The 23,991-nt window shown below is 28.8% G+C and carries 19 protein-coding genes; all 19 read left to right on the top strand.

Annotated features, from left to right (window positions below; genetic code table 11):
- The first annotated feature begins 1 nt into the window (after window position 1).
- Complete coding sequence (locus ACJJVY_RS08915; RefSeq protein WP_405607066.1) at window positions 2–553, top strand: helix-turn-helix domain-containing protein; 552 nt, start codon at window positions 2–4, stop codon at window positions 551–553.
- Window positions 554–563: 10 nt separating this feature from the next.
- Window positions 564–1,814: a tyrosine-type recombinase/integrase gene (locus ACJJVY_RS08910; protein ID WP_405607063.1), complete on the top strand. Its 1,251-nt coding sequence runs from the start codon at window positions 564–566 to the stop codon at window positions 1,812–1,814.
- Window positions 1,815–1,817: 3 nt separating this feature from the next.
- A complete protein-coding gene (locus ACJJVY_RS08905; RefSeq protein ID WP_405607060.1) occupies window positions 1,818–2,657 on the top strand; it encodes a hypothetical protein in 840 nt (279 codons plus the stop codon).
- Window positions 2,658–2,746: 89 nt separating this feature from the next.
- Complete coding sequence (locus ACJJVY_RS08900) at window positions 2,747–3,094, top strand: helix-turn-helix domain-containing protein (RefSeq protein ID WP_405607057.1); 348 nt, start codon at window positions 2,747–2,749, stop codon at window positions 3,092–3,094.
- Between the two features lie 4 nt (window positions 3,095–3,098).
- Window positions 3,099–4,307, top strand: coding sequence for a primase-helicase family protein (locus ACJJVY_RS08895; protein WP_405607054.1), 1,209 nt, complete (start codon window positions 3,099–3,101; stop codon window positions 4,305–4,307).
- A 222-nt stretch (window positions 4,308–4,529) separates the two neighbouring features.
- Window positions 4,530–5,399, top strand: a complete 870-nt coding sequence (locus ACJJVY_RS08890; protein ID WP_405607051.1) for a toprim domain-containing protein — start codon at window positions 4,530–4,532, stop codon at window positions 5,397–5,399.
- A gap of 95 nt (window positions 5,400–5,494) precedes the next feature.
- Window positions 5,495–5,794: a plasmid mobilization protein gene (locus ACJJVY_RS08885; RefSeq protein WP_405607048.1), complete on the top strand. Its 300-nt coding sequence runs from the start codon at window positions 5,495–5,497 to the stop codon at window positions 5,792–5,794.
- Window positions 5,791–6,687, top strand: a complete 897-nt coding sequence (locus tag ACJJVY_RS08880) for a relaxase/mobilization nuclease domain-containing protein (RefSeq protein WP_405607045.1) — start codon at window positions 5,791–5,793, stop codon at window positions 6,685–6,687. Before ACJJVY_RS08885 ends, ACJJVY_RS08880 begins: the two co-directional genes overlap by 4 nt.
- Window positions 6,688–6,694: 7 nt before the next feature.
- Window positions 6,695–7,192 carry a hypothetical protein gene (locus ACJJVY_RS08875; RefSeq protein ID WP_405607042.1) on the top strand — a complete coding sequence of 166 codons (498 nt, stop codon included), beginning with the start codon at window positions 6,695–6,697 and terminating at the stop codon, window positions 7,190–7,192.
- Between the two features lie 319 nt (window positions 7,193–7,511).
- On the top strand, window positions 7,512–8,597 hold the full coding sequence (locus ACJJVY_RS08870; protein WP_405607039.1) for a Fic family protein: 1,086 nt from the start codon (window positions 7,512–7,514) through the stop codon (window positions 8,595–8,597).
- 98 nt (window positions 8,598–8,695) lie between these two features.
- Complete coding sequence (locus ACJJVY_RS08865; protein ID WP_405607036.1) at window positions 8,696–10,252, top strand: N-6 DNA methylase; 1,557 nt, start codon at window positions 8,696–8,698, stop codon at window positions 10,250–10,252.
- A complete protein-coding gene (locus tag ACJJVY_RS08860; RefSeq protein WP_405607033.1) occupies window positions 10,242–11,489 on the top strand; it encodes a restriction endonuclease subunit S in 1,248 nt (415 codons plus the stop codon). Before ACJJVY_RS08865 ends, ACJJVY_RS08860 begins: the two co-directional genes overlap by 11 nt.
- Before the next feature lie 19 nt (window positions 11,490–11,508).
- Complete coding sequence (locus tag ACJJVY_RS08855) at window positions 11,509–14,610, top strand: metallophosphoesterase (protein ID WP_405607030.1); 3,102 nt, start codon at window positions 11,509–11,511, stop codon at window positions 14,608–14,610.
- 34 nt (window positions 14,611–14,644) lie between these two features.
- Window positions 14,645–16,435, top strand: a complete 1,791-nt coding sequence (locus ACJJVY_RS08850; protein WP_405607027.1) for a DUF262 domain-containing protein — start codon at window positions 14,645–14,647, stop codon at window positions 16,433–16,435.
- A gap of 10 nt (window positions 16,436–16,445) precedes the next feature.
- The gene (locus ACJJVY_RS08845) at window positions 16,446–19,670 is read left to right on the top strand and encodes a type I restriction endonuclease subunit R (protein ID WP_405607024.1); all 3,225 of its coding nucleotides are present in this window, start codon (window positions 16,446–16,448) and stop codon (window positions 19,668–19,670) included.
- A 345-nt stretch (window positions 19,671–20,015) separates the two neighbouring features.
- The gene (locus tag ACJJVY_RS08840; RefSeq protein ID WP_405607021.1) at window positions 20,016–20,540 is read left to right on the top strand and encodes a hypothetical protein; all 525 of its coding nucleotides are present in this window, start codon (window positions 20,016–20,018) and stop codon (window positions 20,538–20,540) included.
- A 78-nt stretch (window positions 20,541–20,618) separates the two neighbouring features.
- Entirely contained in the window at window positions 20,619–21,908 is a 1,290-nt protein-coding gene (locus tag ACJJVY_RS08835) for an NAD(P)/FAD-dependent oxidoreductase (protein WP_405607018.1), read from the top strand.
- On the top strand, window positions 21,895–22,752 hold the full coding sequence (locus ACJJVY_RS08830; RefSeq protein WP_405607015.1) for a LytR/AlgR family response regulator transcription factor: 858 nt from the start codon (window positions 21,895–21,897) through the stop codon (window positions 22,750–22,752). The genes ACJJVY_RS08835 and ACJJVY_RS08830 overlap by 14 nt, the downstream gene beginning before the upstream one ends.
- Before the next feature lie 106 nt (window positions 22,753–22,858).
- Window positions 22,859–23,968: an acyltransferase gene (locus ACJJVY_RS08825; protein WP_405607012.1), complete on the top strand. Its 1,110-nt coding sequence runs from the start codon at window positions 22,859–22,861 to the stop codon at window positions 23,966–23,968.
- The last annotated feature ends 23 nt before the right edge of the window (window positions 23,969–23,991 follow it).

The following is a 23,991-nucleotide window of genomic DNA, read 5'->3' as shown; positions in this document are numbered from 1 at the left end:
TATGCCAGCTGCTAAATTTGAAATATCACGAGAATGTAAATTTTGTGGTGATTTGTTTCTTGCTAAAACCATTACATCAATATACTGCTCACCTAGATGTTCTAAATCAGCATATGCAAAAAAGAGAAAAGTAGAAAATATTAAAAAACTAAAAATTGAAAAGGCTTTAAAAATATCAAACGAAGAAGAATATATATCAGTTGCAGATGCTGTAGCATTATATGATGTTAGCCGTGATACTATTTACCGATTGATAAGAAGTGAAAAAATTACGAAATATAATTTAGGAAAGAGATTAACGAAAGTTTATCGAAAAGATTTAGAGGAGCTTTTTAATTTAAAACCTATAACCGAAACTATAACAGCTAAAGAAGAAGTTAAAACATTTAGATTAGAAAAAGAAGATTGTTATAGCATTGGAGAAATTACTATAAAATATGGGATTTCAGAAACTTCTGTATACACACACATTCGTAAATATGGGATTCCTACACGTCAATTAGGAAAAAGTGTTTATGCTCCTAAAACAGAAATAGATACTATATATAAATAATTTAACTGCAATGAAAAAACATATTAAAAACACAAAGGTTGCTGTTAAGCTTCGAAAAAGTGAATACCATAATGAATGGTACTTGTATATAGAAAGTTACCCTGTTATTATTCCTAACAAAGAAAAACCTCAAAGAATTAGGGAGTACTTAAACAGGACAATTACTACTCCAATTTGGGATAAAAAAAGAACAGCTAGAACTAAAACTGATGGAACTAAAACCTACAAGTCTAAAAGAGATATTAATGGAGTTATTCAATGTAAAAGTGATATTGATAATGAGAATTGTATATATGCAGATGGTGTTAAAAAATTAAGGCAAAAAGAATATGATAACGCTAACCTGTATAATGATACTGAAAAAGAATACTTAGAACAAAAGGAAAAATTAAAAGAAAACTTTATAAAATATTTTAATGATACTTTACGAAAACGCCATAAAAACAGTTCAAACTCTATTCAAGTTAATTGGAAAAGAACAATTGAATTATTAAAACTGTTTTATGGCGAATATTTACCATTTTCAAAGTTAGATTTATCTTTAGCAGAAGATTTTAAGAACTTTTTAAAAAATGCTCCTTGTGGTGGTGGGAAAAAAGGAATTATCTCTAACTCTACAGCTTCTACATATTATTCAATATTTAAAGCTTGCTTAAAGCAAGCTTTTGTAGATGGTTATTTAACGATTGATTTGTCTGCAAAAATAAAAGGTATTCGTGTAATTCAATCGAAACGAGAATACCTAACAATGGAAGAAATCAATAGACTTGCATCAACTCCTTGCGAATTACCAATTTTATTTAGAGCGTCGTTGTTCTCTATATTAACAGGCTTAAGGCTTTCTGATATTCAAAAACTAAAATGGAAAGAAGTTGTAATTGAAAACGGAAATGGAAAACTATTATTTACTCAAAAGAAAACTAAAGAAGTTGAATATACACCTATTTCAAATCAAGCATTAAAATTGTGTGGAACACCTAGTTTGCCAGAAAAAAATGTTTTTGAAGATTTACCTAATTCATCCTGGATATCAAGACCTCTAAAAAAATGGATTAAAGCATCTGGCATTCAAAAAAATATAACTTTTCATTGTTTTAGACACAGTTTTGCAATACTCCAACTGGCAAATGGAACAGAAATTTATACTTTATCTAAGATGTTAGGACACACTAACGTTACAACTACACAGATTTATTCAAGAGTATCAAACAATAAAAAAGAAATTGCGTCTCAAGTAATACAAATAAAAATTGATAAATAAGTTATGAAAAATCAGAATCTTTTAGAAAAAATAGTCCTTTACGGTAGTGTATTTGCTATAATCTTAATATTAGCAACACTATTTCGCCATGCTTCGATTTCCATGGGTAATGATGACGTTACTTCATCTATTGTATTTGTTATAATTTTTATATTAGGCACTCTTTCATATTTAATGATACACTTAGGGTTAATAGAAATTCTAAAAATTTTTACTAAAAAAGAAGTTATAGATCAAGGTGAAAATAAAAAGGTAAATAAGATTGTAGAAAAAAGAGATGAAGAAGCCGAAAATAAAGTTGTAGAAAAAAGTGAGGAGGAAAATAAAAATAAAGTTGTAGAGAAGGTTAAAGAGATAGATAAGGATGAAATCGAAAATAAAAATGTAGTTAAGTCTGATGATGATGAATTATCAAAAATTTTTGATAAAAAGTACCAAGAAAAAATCAGAATAGAAAAGCAAAAATTAGAAAAAGCTATTCAATATACAAAAGAACGTTTTACTTTATATCTGTCAAGAGAGGATTTAGCTAAATTGTGTAAATATATAGAGGTATATTCAAAACAAGGAAACTACGATACGATAACACCTATTGAAGTTAGTCAATTAAAATATTTTGATGTTAATCATTTTGGTTGGAATATTTGGAATTATTTTAACACACCAAACAATAGTATTACACAAATCAAAATAGCTAAATTTCTAAAAAACATATTTGAAGAACTGTATAAAAATGTAGAAGTTCATGCTATAAAAACTCGTCTTAAAGAAGCACCTGATAAAGGTATTATTAAAATAGAAGAAGATATTACTAATTTAACAGAACACAATCAATCAGCATAAATAAGTGTTTTTTATGTTTTTTCTATGTGTCGCTTAACCCATTGAAAAAACAAAAGTTATTTGCACCATAACAACTAAAAACAATAGTTATGGATACAAATGAAATTAGTTTTGAAAACCTACCACAAGCGGTAGCACATTTAGCCAATGAGATTGCAACAGTCAAGTATTTAGTACAAAAAACATACCTCCCCGAAGTAAAAGAACCAAGAATTGCTATTGGGATAGATGAAGCGTGTAAAGTTGTAAATAAAGCTAAATCTACAGTTTACACACTTTGTCGTAAACGCATATTACCATCTTATAAAAAAGGTAAAAAACTTTACTTTTTTAGAGATGAACTTTTAGATTGGATAGAAAATGGTAGAAGAAAAACTATGGAAGAAATCAATGATGATTCACAAAGTTACTTCGAACAAATAAACTCTAAAAAGTAGTATTATGGAGAGTAAAATTCCTTACATCAGGGTAGGAACAAGCTATTTCAAAATAGTACAAATACCCACAATTCATAATCAATTTAATGAAACTTTAATTAAGTGGGATAAAAACACCATTATACAAGATAAGAATAGAAATTATTTAAGTAAAATACCAAAATATGATGGTAGTATTTGTTTTCCTAATCACATCAATTTCTCAAAAAGTATTCACGGTTTTTACAACACCTATTCACCTTTAAAACATAAACCAAACAATGGATATATAGAAAGTACTTTAAAGTTCTTTAAACACATTTTTGGTAAACAATATGAGTTAGGTTTAGATTACTTTAAATTACTCTATGAAAAACCAACACAAGCTCTACCTGTTCTGTGTTTGGTAAGTAAAGAAAGAGCTACAGGTAAGAGTTCTTTTTTAAAATTTATGAAAGAAGTTTTTGGACATAATATGACTTTTTTGGACTCGCACTCCTTGAACAGTAACTTCAACCTAGATTGGGGAAACAAACTTTTATTAGGTTTAGATGAAGCGTTTTTTCAAAAAGAAGAAATTACAGAAAAGATAAAATACCTATCTACTGCAAGTAAGAATAAAATTGAAGCTAAGGGAAAGGAAAAGGTGGAAATAGATTTTTTTGGTAAATTTTTGATGTGCAGCAATAAAGAGGACTCTTTTATCAAATTAGATGCCGAATCCATAAGGTTTTGGGTGATAAAAGTACCAACTTTAGAATTTGAAGATGTTAATTTTTTAGAAAAATTAATTACAGAAATTCCTGCTTTCTTAGATTTTATACTAAAACGAAAATTTGCTAGTGAAAGAAAAACTAGAATGTGGTTTACTCCGCAACAAATATACACACCTGCCCTAAAAAAATTAATAGATAACAACCGTAATCACGTTGAAAAAGAAATTGCTCATCTGCTTTATAACATAATTGAAAAATTCAACCTTGAAGAAATCCACTTTAGTATTATGGACTTATTCGCTGCGCTGAATAAAACTAGAGTTAAAACTGATTTAACACAACTAAGAAAACTGCTAAATAACGGTTGGAATTTAGAGAAAAAAGACAACTGTTTTAAATACGAAAAATTTACAATTTTAAATGATGGTGAAATTGTTCTTACAAGTTCAAAAGGGAGATACTTTACTCTAAAAAAAGAGTTTTTACTCAAAAATTTTGATGATTTGATGACGGACTAACCTATATATACTTTAGAACTAGCAAAAATAAAGGATTATACCGTCATCAAAACCGTCATCAAAGCGTCATCAAAAAAAATACTGATGACAGAGTTTAATTAAAGTTGATGATTTGATGATAAGTTGATGACGCTCTTAACTCTTATGAACAAAAGGACAGAAGAGATTCGTCATCAAATCATCAACTTTTAGTCATTTTTCAATTACCCTAAATAATAACTTATGAATTGTAAAACAGCAAAGCTAATAGACCTAGTTTCTTATCTAAAAAAACAGGGTTTTAGAATAGGCAAAACCAATACTAAAGAAGTTTGGTTTTACTCCCCTTTTAGAGATAACGAAAGAACACCCTCTTTTAAAATTAATATTTCTAAAAACGTCTTTTTTTGCCATAGTTCTGGCATAGGAGGAACAATCATTGACTTTATAATGAAATACAATAATTGTTCAATTAAAGAAGCATTAGTTATTTTATCTAAAGGCACTTTTTCTATTCACCAGCAAACAAAACAAATTAAGAACGAGCCAACCCCCAACTACTCTATTAAAAAAGTAACCGAATTAACGAATCAAAAACTATTAGATTATTTAAGTAGCAGAAAAATCAATTTGCAATTTGCTAAACAATTCTGTTTTCAGGTTCATTATTCTTTTTCTAAAGGGAAAGAATTTTACGGAATTGGGTTTATGAATGATGTTGGTGGGTTAGAAATTGTAAATATTTTTAGTAAAAATTTTAGAAAAATTTGTTTAGGTAAAAAAGAAATTACAACTATAAATAATAATTCTGATGTTGTCAGTTTATTCGAAAGTCATTCAGACCTACTTAGTTATTTCAGTTTAAAAAAAGAAATCCCTAAAGAGAATTTCATAATCCTAAACTCTACTTCTTTAGTCAAAAAAACGATTGAATTATTAGTTGAATATTCGACAATCAAATTATTTTTTGATAACGATGAAGCAGGAAATAAAGCTACCAATTTTATAGTAGAAAATGCTAATGGAAAAATTATAGACAACAGAATACACTATAAAAAATACAATGATTTAAATGATTATTTAGTAGCAATTAACACCAATAATAAAAGGTGAAAATATATCAAGAGGTGTTATTGTACTGACAAATTCATCAATTTATCACTCCACTAACATCTTGTTTTTCTCCCGAAGGTCGCAAAAGAAAAAAAATGAAAAAAACAAAGAAAATAGAATTTAGAGTTACCCTTACGGAACATCTAATTATTAAAAATAAAGCAAAAAAAACAGGTGGCTCAATGTCTGAATATTTAAGAAGTATGGCATTAGGTTACGATTTAACTTACAAGCTAACTGCTGATGAAATTGAAGTCTACAAGCAACTAACTAAGTTTAGTGACAATTTTAGAAGAATAGGTAATTTATTCAAATTAGGAGATGTTACTGGTGTTAAAGAAACATCTATTGAAACATCTAAATTAATTAGAAACCATTTAAATAAACTTAAATGATAAGTAAAGCTAAATCTTGTACAGGCGGAACAGCACTCTTTAATTATGTTGTTAATGAGAATAAAGGCTATGAACTTTTACGTAACAATATTTCTGGAATAACCCCAAAGGAAATGTATTCTGATTTTTCAATTTTACAGCAACAAAATTTGAGGTGTAAAAATAATACGATAAGTATTGTTTTATCTCCTACTATAAACGATAGTATTAAAATGACTAATGAGCAGTTAAAAGCACTAACAAAAGATTTTTTAAAGGAAATGGATTTAGACCCTAAAACCAATCAGTTTATTGCATTTGTTCACACGGAAAAAGAACATAAGCACGTCCATATTATTCTAAATAGGGTTAAACAAGATGGTACTTTAATTAAAGATAGTTTTATAAGTAAGGAAGCGCAATTTGTAGCTCATGAAATGGCTTTAAAACACGGTTTTACTTCTGCTAAAGAATTAAAAAAAGTTAAAGAGCAAGAGCGTAAACTTTTTTACAAAGAGGTACGAAATCTAATTAAAAAATCACATTATTTAGTTCTAAAAGAAAAACCTAAAAGTTTAAAAATCTATCAAAATAAAATGTTAGAGCATGGAATTAAAGTGAATCCAACAATTAATAAGCAAGGTAATATTCAAGGATTTAGATTTTTACATGAAGCTACTGGAGCTGATTTAAAAGCAAGTGAAGTAGACAGAAATTTAAAATTGAATCAATTATTTTCTATTGAAAAGTTATCGAATAAAAGTGAAGTAAATGAATTGGTTATCTCACAAGATTACAATTTAAACAACTCATTGTTTAATGAGGTTATTTCTCAATTATCCGTAATTTATGGAGAAAACACAAATGATGATTTAAAACAAGAGAAGAAAAGAAAAAGAAATATTAGAAGATAATAATAAAATGGCAAAACAAACACAACCTAAAGTATCTGAATTAGTAGAAGTACTAATTCAACAACTATCTCAATTTGAAAAAGTGATAAATGATCGTAATACAATCCTTACCAAATCAATTTCAAAATTGAATGATATACAAATTGAAATTAATAATGAAGACTTTATAGAACTTGAACAAATAAATGAAGCTAATAGAAAAACTCTTAATAATGATTTTAAAAACTTTCATAAACAAACGGTAAAAAACAATACAGAACTATTAAAAATTCACAAAAATGTAAGTTCTAAAAGATTGCTTTATCTCATTATTATAAATGTTTTTCTTTTCTCAGTAACTGGACTTTCTATGTATGTAGCTATAAATAATCAGATTAATAAAACAGAATATAATACCTTAGTGAAAGAAAAAAATGATTTAAAAGAATATGTTAATATTACAAATGATTTTTTCTCTAAAAACCCAAAAACGGAAGCCTATTTTAAAGATTGGTTAAAGAAATAAATATACATTAACACATTTATATAAATGTACACTTATAGCTTTATGTTTTTGTAATTGTATACACTTATAACTTTGTATATTTATACAAATGCACATTTATACTTTTGTATAAAAAGACAAACTATACGTTACGCCTGCCGCTAGGGCTCATTTTAAAAATAATCTGATTTTTTTAGCATTGCTGTGAAGAGAAAAATCAAATTATTTTTAAAACGGAAAATACAAGAGTAAAATTTACTCTTGTATTTACTACAAAGGTAAATTTTCATTATATTTACCCTCGTTAATAAAACGTGAGTAATTATTACCCTTGTTCAAAATGACAGATTTTAATAGAAACACACCCTACAATAGCTTACCGCTATTGCCTCCGAAAAAAACACTAGAGACAACTACAGTTTTACGTAAAACTATTGATGCCAGTAGAGCATTAGCGCAGCTTAATGGTATGCTAACTAATCTACCAAATCCAACGTTATTTTTAGATACAATCCATCTACAAGAAGCAAAAGCAAGCTCCGAAATAGAAAATATTATTACAACTAACGATGATTTATATAAATCTTTAGTCGCCGATAAAAAGTTTGATAACCCAGCTACAAAAGAAGTACTAAGCTATAAAGAAGCACTTTGGAATGGCTTGCACGATATAGAAAAACGCCCTTTTATAAGTACAAATTTATGTATAGATATTGTACAAAGCATTAAAAAAAACACCGCAGGTATTAGAACAACTCCTGGCACTGCTTTAAAAAATGCTAAAGGCGAAACGATTTACACACCACCAACAGGAGAAACCGTTATAAGGGAGAAGTTAGCCAATTTAGAAACCTTTATAAATGAAAATGACACTATAGACCCATTAATAAAAATGGCGCTGATGCATTATCAATTTGAAGCTATACACCCATTTAGCGATGGTAATGGAAGAACAGGACGAATCTTGTTATTACTCTATTTAAAACTAGAAAAACTGTTAGATACACCTGCTATTTATTTAAGCGAGTATATTATAAAAAACAAAGCGGATTATTATAATAAATTACGTCAAGTTACCGAAAATAATGATTGGGAATCATGGATATTATACATGTTAGAAATGGTAGAATATACAGCTAACAAAGGTTTAAAACGCTTAAAAAATGTAACCGAGTTAATGGAACAGATGACTACCGAAATTAAAGAGAAATTGCCTAAAGCATATACTAAAGAACTTGTAGAAATACTATTTAGACTGCCATACACTAAGCGACAATTTTTAATTGATGAAAAACTAGGAACTCCTAAAACAGTAGGAAATTATTTAATAGCCTTGGAAGATGCAGGCTTTTTAACTTCCGAAAAAGTAGGTAAAGAAAAACTATATCTCAATCATAGATTAATGGCTGTCTTGGAAGATGGTTAATAAATCTAGATTGTTTTAAATTAGATATTTAATAATATAAGTAAACTCAAAAAAGTTTTAAGCTTTTGTATTGGAAGCTTAAAAGATAATAAAATATAATGGCTAAAAAAGAAGTAAAACAAAAATCTATAGAAGAAACACTTTGGCAATCTTGCGATAAATTAAGAGGTTCGGTAGAATCTAGCGAATATAAGCACGTAGTATTAGGCTTAATTTTCTTAAAATTTGCCAGCGATAAATTTGAAGAACGCAGAGAAGAATTAATTACAGAAGGACAAGAAAAATATGTAGAATTGAAAGATTTCTACAATATGAAGAACGTGTTCTTTTTAATGGAAACGTCTCGTTGGTCTTTTATCAAAGCAAACGCCAAACAAGACGATTTAGCTTTAAAAATCGATACTGCCTTACACCAAATAGAAAAAAACAATCCTGCATTGAAAGGTGCATTGCCAGACAATTATTTTTCTCGTTTAGGCTTAGACAAAACAAAACTCGCTTCGCTTATTGACCAAATAAGTGAGATAAATACCATTGCCGATAAGCAAAACGATATTGTAGGTCGTGTGTATGAATATTTCTTAGCCAAGTTTGCCATTAAAGAAGGAAAAGGGAAAGGAGAATTTTACACGCCTAAAAGTATTGTAAACTTGATTGCTGAAATGATAGAACCTTACCAAGGTATTATTTATGATCCTGCTTGTGGTTCTGGAGGTATGTTTGTGCAGTCTGTAAAGTTTATAGAAAACCACCATGGTAACAAAAAAGAAGTTTCTGTGTATGGACAAGAGTACACCAACACTACCTATAAACTAGCTAAAATGAATTTGGCTATTAGAGGAATTTCTGCCAATTTAGGAGAAAAAGCTGCCGATACTTTTGCTAACGACCAACACCCAGACTTAAAAGCCGATTTTATAATGGCAAACCCACCTTTTAACCAAAAAGATTGGAGAGCCGAAAGCGAACTGACTGATGATCCACGTTGGAAAGGCTATGAAGTACCACCAAAATCTAATGCCAATTATGGTTGGATTTTAAATATGGTTTCTAAATTATCCGAAAATGGAGTAGCTGGTTTTATATTGGCAAATGGAGCGCTTTCAGGTGGTGGTGAAGAATACAAAATACGTAAAAAACTAATAGAAAACAATTTGGTAGAAGCGATTGTAATTCTACCACAAAATATGTTCTATACCACAACAATTAGCGTAACTCTTTGGATTTTAAACAAGAACAAAACTAAAAAAACAGTAGACAAAGGTACAGAAACACGTAACTACCGTAACCGAGAGGAAGAAATACTTTTTATGGATTTACGCGAAAAAGGAGAACCTTTTGAGAAGAAGTACATACAGTTTTCTAATTCACAAATTGAAGGCATTGCTGAAACTTTACATACTTGGCAAACTGATATAGGTACATATGAAAATATACCTGAATATTGTTATTCGGCAACAAAATCTGAAGTCATTAAAAAAGATTTTTCATTAGTACCTAGTAAATATATTGAGTTTGTAAACCGAGACGAAAACATAGACTTTGACACCAAATTAAAAACATTACATACAGAACTCAGAGACCTTTTACAACAGGAAGCACAATCAAATTCTGAATTACAAAGTGTTTTTAAAACATTAGGTTATGAATTATAAAAAAATAGGTGATTTTATTCAGCAAGTAAATCTTAAAAATGAAGATGGTGAGGTTAAAAATTTACTTGGTGTAAACTTAGACAAAGTGTTTATGCCTTCGGTAGCCAACTTAAACGGTGTGGATATGACGAAGTATAAAATTATTAAAAAAGGTCAATTTGGTTGTAAGTTAATGAGCGTAGGGAGAGATAAAAAACTACCAATTTCTCATCTAAAAGATTGTGATAAAGCAATTATATCTTCTGCGTACTATGTTTTTGAAGTTAAAAATGAAAAAGAACTATTACCTGAGTATTTAATGATGTGGTTTTTAAGATCAGAATCAGATAGATTTTTATGGTTTTTAAGTGGTGGTGATGTTAGAGGAAGAATAACTTGGGACGACTTATGCACTCTTCCAATAAGAATCCCATCTATAGAAAAACAACAACAAATTGTAGACGAGTACAACACGGTGTCCAACCGCATACAACTCAACGAAAAAATAAACATCAACCTAGAAGCTATGGCACAGGCCTTATACAAGCATTGGTTTGTAGATTTTGAGTTTCCTGTTTATAAAAAAGATGGCACCCTGAGCTCTGTCGAAAGGTATAAGTCTTCTGGTGGAAAAATGGTGTATAATGAAGAATTAGATAAAGATATCCCTGTTGGGTGGAGTGTTGAGACAGTTAAAGATTTTTCAAAAGAAATGAAAAGTGGAGGAACACCTAGTAGAGCAAATATAGAATTTTGGAACAAAAAAGATATTCCTTGGTTAAAAACTGGGGAATTAAAAAACAAAGTAATAATTGAAGCTGAAGAATATATAACGGAAAAAGCTTTGAAAAATAGTTCTGCTAAATTATTACCGATTAATTCTGTATTAATAGCAATGTATGGACAAGGTAATACAAAAGGGCAAATAGGCTATTTAAAAATAAAATCTACAACAAATCAAGCCTGTTGCTCAATAATTTGTGAAAATGAATTTAACTCTACATTTCTCTATTATCATTTAAGAGTCAATAGAGACAATATCGTTAAAGATGCTATTGGTGGAGCACAACCAAATTTAAGTAAGGAATTAATTGAAAACATATACATTATTAAACCAACAAGCGAGATTCTAAAAAAAACTCCTTTTGTAGCAATAATGAATAATAAGTGGAAATCAACTTGTAAAAATAAAACCCTCCAAGAACTTCAAAGTCTCTTATTAGCAAAAATGACAAAAGTAGAAACTAAGCCATTGTAAAGTATAAAATTGAAAAAAAATGATTAGAATATTACATTTAACAGACTTTCATCTTAATAATAAAACTTTAAAAGATTGGGACGATTTTCTTAAAGATGCTTTTTTTAGAAAGTTGGATGAATTGCAAAAAGATAAAAAAATTGACCTTGTACTGTTTACAGGTGATTTAATTGATAAAGCTGGTAAAGATTATGGATCTGCTAGGGAAGGATTTAATTCATTTAAAAAATATATAATTGAACCAATTCTTACTAAGCTTGACATAGATATTTCTAAGTTTATAATTTGCCCTGGTAATCATGATATTAATAGAAATGCGGATAAATCTTTTCATGAAAGTGGTTTAAAACAAGATTTAAAAACAATAGATTCAGTTAATGCATTTACAAATTTTAATGAAAATGATTATGATGGAATTCAAAGACTGAAAGAATATAAGGATTTTGAATTTGAGTTATATAAAGAGGTTGAAGAAAAAGTACATTCAAAGTTTAAATTCTCTATTAAATTAATAATAGATGGTAAATCTATAGGGATTTCCTCTCTAAACTCTTCATGGAGGTGTTATGATGATCATGATTTTAAAAATCTTCTTATTGGAGAAAATCAAATCAATGACAATTATAAATTTATAGAAAATTGTGACATTAAAATAGCATTAATGCACCATCAACTTGATTGGATATCAGAAGTTGAGTCAAAAACTATTAAAAAACATATATCTAAGAATTTTGATTTAATTTTTAGTGGACATGTTCATCAAACAGATGTTGAACTTGTACAAAACCTGTCTGGAGAAAGCTTAAGAATAGTATCTCCTTCTGGACTAAATCAAATTAGAGAGACTGAAAGTAATTTCAGAAATGGATTTAGTATTATTGATTATAATGATAATACTAAATGTCATTTTTTCAAGTATGTTCATGACAACAAGATTTTTGTTGATAACACAGATGTGTGTGATAAAGGAATTTTGGAGATTAAAGTTAATTCACCAATGGTTTTAAATAAACCTGTAAATATGCAGACTGAGGTAGAAGATGACTTTTATGATTTTTTGCATGATAGCGGAGCTAATTTCACACATAGAAGCAAAACATTAACCCTTAATGATATCTATGTGTCTCCATTTATGGAAGAATTTAGTTTAGGTGATGACGAAGAAAGAGGTACATCATTTAAATCTGAAGATATTTTGAATAGAATTGGTGATAAAGACCTTACTCATACAATAATATTAGGTGAGGAAAATAGTGGTAAAACTTCATTTTGTAAGAAAATTTATTTAAATACATTAATCTTAGACAATAAAGTACCTATTTTTATAAAAGGAAGAGAGATAAAAAAAATTACTAAAGAAGATATTTCAAAATTAATTAAAAAGGAATTCAGGAAACAATACAAAACAGATGTTGATATAACAACTAAGAATTTGGTTATAATCATTGATGACTTAAATAATTGTAGACTCCCTCAAAAAAGTAAAAAGAACTTTATTTTAAATCTTTACTCTTTTTCCTTTCAAACGGTAATAACTTGGGATGAATATTTTACCTTAAGTGAGTTACTCGAATCTCAAGTTACAGCTGTTGATGTATATGAAATATTGAAATTCGGGGGTAAAAAAAGATTAGAATTAATTAGAAAATGGATCGATTTATTTGAAGACGAATTTGAAGATGAAGAAGCTAAAGAATTTCAAATTAAAGAATTATCTAAAATTGTAAATTCTGTAATCGGTAAGAACTTAATCCCTTCACTACCAATATATATATTAACAATTTTACAAGCCAACGAATTGAGTAGTACAACTAATTTTGAGCAAAGTACTTTTGGTCATTATTATGATGTTTTAATTAAATCTGCACTTGGACAAAAAATTAAAGCGAATGCTGAAATAGAAAAATATTATTCATATTTAACAGAGTTGTCATTTTGGCTTTATGATAAAAAAACTATTGAAATAGATGAAAACATGTTAATTGAATTTCATCAATATTTTATTAAAAAGTATAGTATTCAATTAAGCTTTCGAGAAGTTGCTGAAGTTTTGGAAAAGTGTAATTTAATTCAAAAAAACGAGTCGATTTATAAATTTAAGTATAAATATATTTACTTCTATTTTATAGGTAAATATTTTTCAGACAATTTAGATGATGAAATCATTCAAGCTGAAGTGACCGAATTATCAAATAGATTGTATCAAACAGAAAGCGCAAATATTTATATTTTCCTATCACATCATAGCAAATCCAAATTTATAATAAAACAAATTTTAGAGCGTGCGAGAGCTTTATTTAAAGAGGAAAATATTATAGAGTTTAACGATGACATTAAGGCAGTCAATGATTTAATTGAAAAAAAAGTTATTGATATAGTATTTGATGATAAAGTTGAAATAATAGATTCTGAAGAAGATAACTTAAAAATTGAAATACAGGATGAAAATGACGTCAATGAAGAAATAGATAGTATTTCAAAAGTTAATAAAGCATTTAAAACTATTGAAATTTTAGGCTATATTATTAAAAACAGATATGCTTCATTAACTGGTACAGATAAATCTAATCTAGTTGAGGAATTGTATAAGTTAGGCTTACGTTCTCTGAAATTTTTATTTAAGACATTATTAGAAGGGGAAGAATATATTAAAAATGAAATTATTGAATTGATAAAAAAAGACCCTAATGGCTCCCTAACAGTTCGAGAAAGGGAAGGTTTAGCGAAGCAGTTTATGTTCAACTTATTATACATGATTTCATATTCAATATTTAAACGTATTTCATCTTCTATTAGTTCCAAAGATTTAGAAATAACATTTAGTGATGTACGAGCTAAATTAGCCGTTTCTGGAGATGATAAAAAAAACAATGCCATCTCTTTAATTGATATAGCTGTCATTTTAGAATATAGTAAGACCTTTCCTGAAAAAGATATTAAACGTTTAGTTGATGAGATTAAACACAATCCTCTTGCTTTCCATATCCTACGCCGTCTTGGTCTTAATTTTATGCGAATGATTCCTATGAAAGAACAGGATCAACAACGTGCCAGTAATTTATTAAATATTTCAATAAAAAGCCAAAGAGTTATTACTGGGAAATCCTCAATTAGGAAATAATAATTTTAATTAATATCGATTACTAAAAAAATATATGGCAAAATATAGCGTACACCAACAAACCGTAGAAACTTTATTAAGTTGGATAAAATCTGGCGATATCGCCATACCAGAAATTCAACGTCCTTTTGTTTGGAAAGCTGCAAAAGTTAGAGATTTAATTGACTCTTTATATCAAGGCTATCCTGTTGGCTATATTATTACTTGGCGGAATCCAGATGTGAAGTTAAAGAACGGAGAATTATCGGCAGGTAAAAAAGTATTGATAGATGGGCAACAAAGAATAACGGCCTTAACAGCTGCTATTGTTGGGCAACGTGTTCTAAATAGAAACTATAAAGAAATTAATATTCGCATTGCTTTTAATCCTTTAACAGAAACTTTTGAGGTATTAAATAAAGCTAAAGAAAAAAGTCCAGAATGGATAAACAACATCAATCCTATTGTAAATGATGAAATTACAATTAGTAAAGCAAGAAAAAGTTATATAGCATTAAACCCAGACATAGATGAAGATTTAATAGAACAACGTATAGAAAAACTTAAAAGAGTTAAAAACCAACAAGTCGGGATTATTGAGTTAGATGCTAGTTTAGATATTGATACAGTAACTGAAATATTTATCCGTATCAATCAAAAAGGTGTAGTATTAAGTAATGCTGATTTTGTGATGTCTAAAATAGCTTCAGATGAGCAGCACGGTGGAAACAAAATGCGTAAAATGGTAGATTATTTCTGCCGTTTATTGGTAGACAAAGGTTTTATTAAACACATAGTAGATAACGATACCAATTTTACAATAAGTAACTACTACAAAGGCATAAAATGGATTGCTACAAATAATGATGATTTGTATTGTCCTGATTATATAGATATGCTTCGTGTAGCATTTACCTTTAAATTTAGTCGTGGTAAGTTTAGTGATCTAGTAGCCTTATTATCTGGTAGAAATTTTGAAACTAGAACTTATGAAGATGAAATATCAGCTGCCAGTTATCAAAAATTATCAGATGGTTTAGAAGCTTTTGTCAATCAAACCAATTACCAAAGGTTTGTTATGATATTAAAGTCTACTGGCTTAATAAATAGAAAATTAATTTCGTCTCAAAACAGTTTAAATTTTGCCTATGCATTGTATTTAAAACTGCGTGATGATAATATGAGCGAACCAGAAATACAGGGTTATGTAAAAAGATGGTTGATATTATCCATATTTATTGGTCGTTATTCCGGTTCGGCAGAATCTAGAATAGATGAAGACATCAAACAGATAAACACAAAAGGAATTGCAGCGTATTTATTACAAATGGAGCAAGCTCATTTAGGCGAAGGCTTTTGGAATTTTGGTTTAATGAACGATTTAGAAAGCTCTAGTGTAAACAATAATGCGTACACCTTGTACTTAGCTGCTCAGGTAAATAAAAATTCGGTTGCTTTCTTATCAAAATCTATGACAATTACTAGTTTAATTGAACAAAGAGGAGATATACACCATATTTTTCCGAAACAATATTTGATAAACAACGGTTATCCACAAAAAGCCTATAACCAAGTAGCCAATTTTGTGTACACAGAGCAAGCTACCAATATAAAAGTGGGTAAAATGCCACCTACCGAATATTTAAGGAAAATTAAAGACCAGATAAACCAAGGTGTTAATGAAGTTAGCACATTAGATACTGAAACTGCTTTAGTAGATAATATTAAAACAAATGATATTCCATCATTTATAACAGAAGCTACACACCAAGATTACACCAAGTTTTTAGAAGAAAGACGTAAACTAATGTCTAAGAAACTAAAAGCTTATTACGAAAGTCTATAAAAGTAAAAGTATGAGTCAAAAATTTACAGAAGCCCAATTAGAAGCTGCATTTTCTGAGTTGATTGCCATTGAAGGATATCCACATCATATAGGCGATACGCTTAACCGTAGTGAAGACGAAGTTATTTTAGCGGATGATTTACGTACTTTTTTACTTCAAAAATACAAGGAAGAAAACTTAACCAAACAAGAAACTGATAGTATTATTTTACAAATAAAAACCTTGCCTGCTTCTGACTTATATGAAAGTAACAAGCGTTTTATGTCTTGGTTATCTGATGGTTTTATTTTAAAAAGAGAAGATCATACGCAGAAAGATATTTATATCAACCTGGTTGATTTTTCAGGTTTAGAAAACCAAACAATAAGTAAAAACATAGATAGCTTGGTTGCAGAACCATCAACAAATTATGGAAATCTAAATATTTACAAATTTGTTACTCAATTAGAAATTACAGAAGCAAACCAAAAACGGATTCCAGATGGTATTTTATATATCAACGGATTGCCTTTGGTAGTGTTTGAGTTTAAAACTGCTATACGAGAAGAAACGACTATACACAATGCATACGAGCAATTAACAATACGTTACAAAAGAGATATACCACAACTTTTTATTTGCAATGCTTTTTGTGTAATTTCTGATGGCGTAAACAATAAAGCAGGTTCATTTTTTGCTCCTTATGAGTTTTATTACGCTTGGAGAAGAATTGCTGGTTTAGCTAAAGATGTAGACGGTATAAATTCTATGTTTACACTGGTGCAAGGCATGTTGCAGAAAAACCGCTTACTAGATATTATTCGCAATTTTATTTACTTGCCAGACAGCAGTAAAAGGAATGAAAAAATTGTGTGTCGTTATCCGCAATATTATGCTGCAAGAGCTTTGTATGACAATATAAAATTAGCTCAAAAAAACAGAGATGGTTCTGGTGGTGATGGAAAAGGTGGAACCTATTTTGGAGCGACTGGTTGTGGTAAAAGTTTCACGATGCTTTTTCTGACACGTTTATTAATGAAGAGCCAGTATTTTGGAAACCCAACAATACTATTAATTACAGATAGAACCGATTTAGATGACCAATTATCGTCTCAGTTTACAAACGCAAAAAACTATGTTGGTGATAACGGAATTTTAAGCGTAGAAAGCCGTAAACAATTGCGAGAAAAATTACAAGGTTGCGAATCTGGTGGTGTCTTTTTAACCACCATTCATAAATTTACAGAAGATTTGGCTTTGCTAACCGAAAGAACCAATGTTATTTGTATTTCTGATGAAGCACACCGAAGCCAAACCAATTTAGACCAAAAAGTTACCGTTACTGAAAATGGTGTGAAAAAGACCTTTGGTTTTGCTAAATACCTACACGATTCTTTACCAAACGCAACATTTGTAGGCTTTACAGGAACACCAATAGACGCTACGTTAGATGTGTTCGGGAAAGTGGTGGATGCCTACACAATGACCGAATCAGTAAAAGATGAAATTACTGTACGTATTGTGTATGAAGGAAGAGCAGCAAAAGTAATTCTAAATAATAGTGAACTCGCAAAAATAGAAGCTTATTATAATGAAGCTGCTAGCGAAGGTGCGAACGAATATCAGGTAGATGAAAGTAAAAAACAGTCGGCTAATATGAATGCAGTCTTGGGAGATCCAGACATTTTAAAGAAAATAGCCAACGATTTTGTAACACATTACGAAAATAGAGTAAACGAAGGAGCTACAGTAAAAGGAAAAGCAATGTTTGTATGCAGTAGTAGACCAATTGCCTACGCTTTTTATCAAAATTTAATAGCCTTACGTCCAGAGTGGGCAGAAATAAAAATAGCCGAAGACGGAGCAGAATTAACTGATAAAGAAAAGAAAGAAATAAAACCAATGCAACGTGTTAAAATGATAATGACACGCGGCAAAAACGACCCAAAAGAAATGTATGAAGCTTTGGGTACAAAAGAATACAGGAAAGAACTAGACCGACAATTTAAAAATGAAAAATCAAACTTTAAAATCGCTATTGTAGTAGATATGTGGTTGACTGGTTTTGATGTACCGTTTTTAGACAGTATGTATATCTACAAACCAATATCGCAACACAATTTAATTCAGACCATTTCTCGTGTAAACCGAAAATTTGCAGGGAAAAACAAAGGTTTAGTAGTCGATTATATTGGAATAAAAAAAGCAATGAATTTAGCTTTAGCTAAATATAATAAAGGAGACCAAGATAATTTTGAAGATATAGACGATTCTTTAACTGCGGTGAGAGACCAATTAGATCTGTTAGCTAAAATATTTCATAAGTTCGATAGTTCTAATTATTTTAATGGTTCGCCGTTAGATCAATTAAATACCTTAAATAAAGCTGTCGAATATGCTCAAAATACAAAAACCATTGAAACACGCTTTATGGGTATTGTGAAACGTTTAAAAGCTGCTTATGATATTTGTGCAGGAAGCGAAAAGCTAACCCAAACGGAAAGAAATTACACCCATTTTTATTTAGCAGTTCGCTCTATTGTGTTTAAATTGACTAAAGGAAATGCACCAGATACCGCACAAATGAATGCCAAAGTACGAGAAATGATTAAAGATGCTTTGCAAAGTGATGGTGTAGAAGAAATATTTAAAATTGGAGAAGAAGCCGATAGTCATCAAGATATTTTTGATGATGAATATTTAGCGAAGCTGGATAAAATAAAAATGCCCAACACCAAGATAAAACTATTACAACAATTACTTGCTAAAGCTATTGGAGAAATCAAAAAGGTAAACCAAGTAAAAGGCGTTGATTTCACTAAAAAAATGGAAGCTTTGGTAGCTAACTACAACGACCGTAGTGAAAATGACCTCTATCGTAGTGAGGTGTATGATGATATGGCTGAAGCATTAACAGATATGATTATGAAGGTTCGGGATGAATTTGATTCTGGAAAAAAACTAGGAATTGATTTTGAAGAAAAAGCATTTTATGATATTCTGTTAGAACTTTGTAAAAAATATGATTTTACGTATCCAGAAGAAAAACTAATTGAATTGGCTAAGAAGGTAAAAGAGTTAGTTAAAACGCAAGTTAAATATCCAGATTGGAATACAAGACCTGATATGAAGTCTGCTTTAAAAGTTGGTTTAATTATATTATTAGATGAGTTTGGATACCCACCAGTAGAACGAGATGAAGTCTATCAAGAAATTTTTACCCAAGCAGAGAATTATAAAAAGAATAGGAAATAAAGGCTAAGAAAATATCAGGAAATTATTTATCTTACCTTAAAGAGGTAAGCATGCCTATTGATATTACTGAGGTAGTTATATTACTTGTAAGTTTTACTCTATTTATTTAATAAATCGGATAAAAAGTATCCATATTTGTACCATAAAAACCTAATTAATTGATTAACAGTAGTAGTTATATTAGAAGAAGTAAAGTAAGCAGAGAACCAATTTTGTAAAACAAAATTGTGTGAATCGCTTATTCCGACGAAAGGAGGAATCTTTTAAAAAGAAAAACATATTTTCTTAAATAATAAAAACGCAATCATTAATTTGGTTGCGTTTTTTAATTCAAACTAATTCCATTTGAAAACGTACAACAAAACCAACTTCTTTAAACATACTTTTTGCGAATTCGAACAAATAGAAAACTTCGAATTTCCAGAAAACACCAATTATAAAAGTAAATCCGAAAGTATGTATTTCTATACAGATAAAGGAGTTTACAGAAAATCGAATCATTGGGGAAGAGTTGCCAACTGCAGATGGAAATTAATTGCTGATGATAATTATAAAAATCAACAAATAGTAATTGGTTTTGCGAAATGGCAGGACTTTTGCCCAATCAATTCTACAGAAAAAATATTCTTTATTGATGTAAATTTTGATAAAAAAACAGCTAAAATCAACCCTAAAAAAGAAAAGGAAACACTCTTTTTATTTACTTTTTCTGAGGCTCAAAAAAGAATAAAGCAAATTAATCACCTATTTAAAGACGATAAATGGGCAAATTATTTTGATGATGATATTGAAATTATCAGAAAGAATATTATTTCTGAGTTTATCAATTCTGATAAAACATTACAAGAGATTAAGTTATCTCATAAATAAAATTTATCTTATTATTTCCGTAAATTCGCAATTCAAAAAATCTAACAATTCAACTTTCTAACAATCCAAAAACCTAATATGAACATTCCACAAACTAGTTTTCCAAGAGTTGTAATTATTGGTGGCGGATTTGCAGGTCTAGCTGCAGCAAAAGGATTAGAAAAACAAGAATTACAAGTTGTTTTAATTGATAAACACAATTATCACACATTTCAGCCTTTATTATATCAAGTTGCAACTGGTGGTTTGGAACCAGATTCTATTGCTTTTCCTCTAAGAAAACGTTTTAACGATGTAGAAAACTTCTATTTTAGATTGGCCGAAGTTGAAAAAATCAATCCTGATAAAAACACCATAAAAACTTCTATTGGAAATTTAGAATACGACGAATTAATTATTGCAACAGGCTCTACAACCAACTTTTTTGGTAATACCAATATCAAAAAACATACGATGGAAATGAAGTCCATTCCTCAATCTTTAAATATTAGAAGTCTAATTATAGAAAATTTTGAAGAAGCTTTATTAACATCTAATATTGAAGAAAGAAATGCTTTAATGAACTTTGTAATTGTTGGTGGCGGACCAACAGGCGTTGAATTAGCAGGCGCTTTGGCTGAAATGAAAAAAGGAATTTTACCTAAAGATTATCCAGATTTAGACATTCGTCAAATGCAAATTAATTTGATTCAAAGTTCTGATTGCTTGCTAAAAGGAATGAGCGCAAAAGCCTCCGAAAAAGCCGAAGATTTCTTGATAAAATTAGGAGTTAACGTTTGGAAAAATTTACGTGTTTTAGATTATGACGGAAAAATAGTAACTACAAAAGGAGAAGATCATTTTAGAGCAGAAACTGTTATTTGGGCTGCTGGTGTAAAAGGACAAATGATTGATGGTTTAACCGAAGAATGTGTTATTGAAAGAGCTGCAAGAATTAAAGTTGATGAGTTTAACCAGGTTTTAAATTACCCAAATATTTACGCCATTGGTGATGTTGCTTGCATGGCTAGTGATAAAAATCCTTACGGACACCCAATGATGGCACAACCTGCCATACAGCAAGGAAAATTAGTTGCAAAGAATATTATTGCTAAATTATTCAACCAAAAACAAAAAGCTTTTGTTTATAACGACAAAGGTTCTATGGCAACTATTGGACGAAATAAAGCCGTTGTAGATTTACCAAAATGGAAATTTCAAGGAGTTTTTGCTTGGTTTGTTTGGATGTTTGTACATCTTTTTTCTTTAATCGGTTTTAGAAACAAAGCCATTGTTTTTCTAAATTGGGTATATAATTATATTCGTTTTGATAGAGAAACCCGTTTGATTATTCGTCCTTATAAAAAGAAAAAAAGTGCAATTTCTTAATTATTTTAATCAATTATATCCTTATTATTATAGAAATAGAAAGAATTTATTAATCATTTTATTTATTTTCTCTTTTCTAAGTTTTTGCTTTTCTTATTTATTTCAACCTTTTGAATTAAATATTTCTGAACACAAAGTAAATTCTAATTGGGTTTTACTAATTCATGCATTTATTCCCTTACCAATTGTTTTTGTTTATTTTTGGTTTGTAAATAAAAATCTAAAAGACGATACTTTTTGGACAATTGGTAAAGAAATTATTCACTTATCTATTGTTTTATTATTGATTGGAATTGCCGATTTTTTAATAAGAGATTTTATTTATACAAATCCTAATAATTGGTCTTTTCAATATTTGTTTGAAGAAATTAGAAATACCTTTTTAGTTGGTGTACTATTATTAATAATTATCCTGCCTTTAAACTTACATCGATTATTAAAAAAATATCAAAATAGCGCAACTAAACTAAGTTTTAAAAAGTCGAAATTTATACGCAAAAAAGAATCAATTCTAATAAACTCTTTTATTAATTCTGAAAGTTTTAATCTAAAAATAGACACTTTTCTATTTGCTAAAATTGATGGAAATTACGCTGAGATTTATACAAAATCTGAAAATAGTTTTGATAAAAAACTCATTAGAGTATCACTTAAAGAATTAGAAGAACAATTAAAAGAATTCAACTTTATTTTTAAAACACACCGTTCTTATTTGGTAAATACAAATCAGATAAAATCTATAAATGGTAACGCACAAGGTTATAAGCTTCAACTTAATAATTACCCTTTAGAAATTCCTGTTTCAAGATCAAAAATCAAAGAATTCAATTTTATTTTAGCATAAATTACACTTGTATTTCGTCACTTTTTGTTGTTATTGATAACATAAAAAAGATTCTATTAAATCTTTGTTTTAGGTTTGTAATTGCTAATTAAAAAAACAAAATATTTTGATTTTAGAAAGACGATATGATATTGATTGGTTAAGAGTAATCGCTATCGTAGCGGTATATTTTCATCATATAGGAATGCCTTTTAATGGTGATGATTTTCATATTATGAATGCAGAATCAAGCAAATTACTGGATGATATTATGGTTTATTTTGAGCAATTTAGATTGCCTTTATTATTTTTAGTTTCTGGTACAGGAACTATTTTTGCTTTTTCAAAAAGAAGTTGGTTTCAGTTTTTAAAAGAAAGAAATTATCGATTGATAATTCCTCTAATTTTTGGTATCCTTTTTATTATTCCTCCTCAAATTTTTTATGAGCATTATAGTAATTATAATTCTTATTTTGATGTCTATAAAAATTTAGATTTTGACGTAAATCACTTATGGTTTATTGGTAATCTTTTCATAATTTCTATAGCAGTTATTCCTTTTATATTATTTTTAAGATCAGAAAGATCAAATTCGTTTATCCATTTTTTTGAAGGTATAACAGCCAAAAAATATAGTTTGTTTTTAATAGTAATTCTATTAATAAGTTTAAAAATTATCACTAAAAAAATAAATCCTAGTAGTTCAAAAGACATTAGTAATATTTCTTCAACTACTTTTTACGGATTTTTCTTTATCACAGGAATAATAATTACAGCATCAACAAAAATTTGGATTCATTTAAAAAACTATCGAAAAACAAATTTCATCCTTCTAATCATTTCAACTGTTCTTTTTTATGTTTACTATTTTATGCCAAATAGATTTTTAACTCCGTATTTATCAATCGAAACTCGTTGGAATATTTGGTATATAGTTTGTTGTTTAGTAAGCTGGTCTTCTGTAATAACTTTACTTGGTTATGGACAAATTTGGCTCAATAAAAAAAGCAACATTCTTAAAAAATGTAACGAAGCTATTTATCCATTTTATGTATTACATCAAACAATAATTATAATTTTCGGCTTTTATATTATTCAATTTAACATGAATATTTCTTTAAAAATAGTCTTACTAATATTTACTACTCTTCCAGTAATTATACTAATTTATAGGTTTTTAATTTATCCTTATAAAATTCCAAGAATGTTATTTGGTATGAAAAAGAAAATAAATTAATGTTATTTTATATCTTTAGAAGC

Source organism: Polaribacter sp. Asnod1-A03 (assembly GCF_045063585.1).
Classification (GTDB): domain Bacteria; phylum Bacteroidota; class Bacteroidia; order Flavobacteriales; family Flavobacteriaceae; genus Polaribacter.
Note: the sequence above shows the minus strand (reverse complement) of the source record. Positions and strands in the feature narration are given on the sequence as shown.

Coding starts and splice junctions, on each gene's coding strand:
- ACJJVY_RS08915 (WP_405607066.1), top strand. CDS start 2: ATGCCAGCTGCTAAATTTGAAATATCACGAGAATGTAAATTTTGTGGT.
- ACJJVY_RS08910 (WP_405607063.1), top strand. CDS start 564: ATGAAAAAACATATTAAAAACACAAAGGTTGCTGTTAAGCTTCGAAAA.
- ACJJVY_RS08905 (WP_405607060.1), top strand. CDS start 1,818: ATGAAAAATCAGAATCTTTTAGAAAAAATAGTCCTTTACGGTAGTGTA.
- ACJJVY_RS08900 (WP_405607057.1), top strand. CDS start 2,747: ATGGATACAAATGAAATTAGTTTTGAAAACCTACCACAAGCGGTAGCA.
- ACJJVY_RS08895 (WP_405607054.1), top strand. CDS start 3,099: ATGGAGAGTAAAATTCCTTACATCAGGGTAGGAACAAGCTATTTCAAA.
- ACJJVY_RS08890 (WP_405607051.1), top strand. CDS start 4,530: ATGAATTGTAAAACAGCAAAGCTAATAGACCTAGTTTCTTATCTAAAA.
- ACJJVY_RS08885 (WP_405607048.1), top strand. CDS start 5,495: ATGAAAAAAACAAAGAAAATAGAATTTAGAGTTACCCTTACGGAACAT.
- ACJJVY_RS08880 (WP_405607045.1), top strand. CDS start 5,791: ATGATAAGTAAAGCTAAATCTTGTACAGGCGGAACAGCACTCTTTAAT.
- ACJJVY_RS08875 (WP_405607042.1), top strand. CDS start 6,695: ATGGCAAAACAAACACAACCTAAAGTATCTGAATTAGTAGAAGTACTA.
- ACJJVY_RS08870 (WP_405607039.1), top strand. CDS start 7,512: ATGACAGATTTTAATAGAAACACACCCTACAATAGCTTACCGCTATTG.
- ACJJVY_RS08865 (WP_405607036.1), top strand. CDS start 8,696: ATGGCTAAAAAAGAAGTAAAACAAAAATCTATAGAAGAAACACTTTGG.
- ACJJVY_RS08860 (WP_405607033.1), top strand. CDS start 10,242: ATGAATTATAAAAAAATAGGTGATTTTATTCAGCAAGTAAATCTTAAA.
- ACJJVY_RS08855 (WP_405607030.1), top strand. CDS start 11,509: ATGATTAGAATATTACATTTAACAGACTTTCATCTTAATAATAAAACT.
- ACJJVY_RS08850 (WP_405607027.1), top strand. CDS start 14,645: ATGGCAAAATATAGCGTACACCAACAAACCGTAGAAACTTTATTAAGT.
- ACJJVY_RS08845 (WP_405607024.1), top strand. CDS start 16,446: ATGAGTCAAAAATTTACAGAAGCCCAATTAGAAGCTGCATTTTCTGAG.
- ACJJVY_RS08835 (WP_405607018.1), top strand. CDS start 20,619: ATGAACATTCCACAAACTAGTTTTCCAAGAGTTGTAATTATTGGTGGC.